Here is a 1,817-nt window from a genome sequence, read left to right as displayed (position 1 = left end):
GGATCTGGCGCAAAGTCCGTGAAGCGGTGACGGTGCGTAATGATCGTTAGGTTGTGAGGAGCACTCGTTTGCGGAGGAGGAGAAAGCCGGCACGGCCGAACATCTGGCGCTTGAGCATCTTGATGCGATTGACGTGACCTTCCACCGGGCCGGAACTCCAGGGCAGGGTCAGACCTGCGGTGACGGCGTCGAGGTCGCGTTCGAGGCCGCCTGCGAAGGCGTGAAGTGCGGGCAGGTCATCGGCTCTCACCGCAGCGAGCCAGCCGGGAAGGTCTTGGCCTCGGCGTTTGGTGAGCATGATGGCGAAGGTGCGGACGTGCTTGAGAAGTGCGGTCAGTTCCGGACAGCGGTCCAGGACGGTTGCGAGTTGGAGTTGGTGCGCGTCTTCGAGCCGGTCGGGATGGGTGGCGAGCCAGCCGGTGACCTTGCGGACCGAAGGTGCCGGCGGGGCGACAGGGCGGGCCGCGCGCAGGGGGCGTAAGTAGGTGCTGAGCGCGCCGTAGCTGCCGCGGTAGCCGAGCGCGGTGATCTCTTTCAGCAGGCGGGTGGCGTTGCGTTCGCCTGCTTGCCACCGCTGGTGAAGGTAGGGCTTGAAGTCGTCGACGGCGCTGGGCTTGTTGGTCCATTGCCCCCACAACAGTTCCTCGGGCGAGGCGGCGTGCGCGTAGCGGATCACGGTGCGGTCACCCATCCGGAGCTGGCGGGCGATGGCTCGCAGGCTGTGCCCGGCAGCCTTCAGCTCGTGGATTCGGGCGTGTTTGGCGCGGGTGCGCTCGGCGAACCGCGTCGAGCCCTGGCGGGCGGTGGTTTGCGCTGCTGATGCTCGTTCGGGTTGCTCGGGCCCATCGTCTGGAGGGTCTGATAAGCAGGGGCGATGTCGGGTGACCGACCGTTCCACGGCCTGGACGAGGTTGTGCCACAGGTGCCAGCGATCAGCACACTGGGTGGCCTGGGGCGCGCCTTTGACGGCGCCCTCGGCATAGGCGCTGGCTCGGTCCCGGCAGATCACTTCCACGTCGGAGTGAGGTCGAAGCCAGTCGGCCAGGGTGTCGGCCTGGCGATCGGGCAGCAGGTCGATGGGCCGGCGGGTGGTCATGTCGATCAGGACGGTGCCGTAGCTGCTGCCGCGACGCAGGGCGAAGTCGTCCACGCCCACCGCGGTGAGCTGGCCGATCTCGGGATCCGGGAGGGCATGGATCAGCCGGATCAGGGTGGAGCGGCCGACCGCCAGCCCCAGCACGGACGCCAGCCGAGCTCCGGCGCGTCCGGCCAACGCCAGGGCGATGGCCTCCAGCGCGGCACGCAGCAGCGGCGTGCGGCGGGCGTACCGCTGGGTCAAATCAGGGATCTGCTCGACGAAGGTCCGGACGACGCAGGTGGGGTTGTCACAAAAGAACCGGCGGACCTCCAGCTCGATCAGTATGGGCCGACCTGACACTGGAAGATCGTGAAGACGACGGCGGTAGCGGCTGTGCCGTCTGCCTGCCGAGATGCCACATCGCTGACATATCGAGTGGTCGGTCCCGCTCCGAGCCGTGATCAATAATCTCCCCTGATCGTGCTTGATGGCGTCGACATGCACCTGGCTCAGATGCGGGAACAACAGAAGAACGCAACAGGCTTCCTCGCCTGCCTGGGCATGCTGCACAATGACCTCGCGGCCGCTCGTGATGATCAGTTCCGGGATGAACCGGATCATGACGACGCGGCCGCTCTTCTGTGTATCGAGTTACGAAATCGCGATCAACCTGACCATCGCCTGCCCCCAGCGACGCGATCACATATCGTCACCGCTTCACGGACTTTGCGCCAGATCC

The 1,817-nt window shown here is 66.3% G+C and carries 1 protein-coding gene; it reads right to left on the bottom strand.

All coding sequences use genetic code 11. The annotated features are described in order from the left end of the window. Positions 1 to 46: 46 nt before the first annotated feature. Positions 47 to 1,699 (bottom strand): ISL3 family transposase, encoded by a 1,653-nt coding sequence (locus ACIBVN_RS60805; RefSeq protein ID WP_397152027.1) that lies wholly within the window; start codon positions 1,697 to 1,699, stop codon positions 47 to 49. Positions 1,700 to 1,817: the final 118 nt, after the last annotated feature.

The organism is Nonomuraea sp. NPDC049400, from assembly GCF_044466425.1.
Lineage (GTDB): Bacteria > Actinomycetota > Actinomycetes > Streptosporangiales > Streptosporangiaceae > Nonomuraea.
This window is presented reverse-complemented; position numbering and strand designations above follow the sequence as displayed.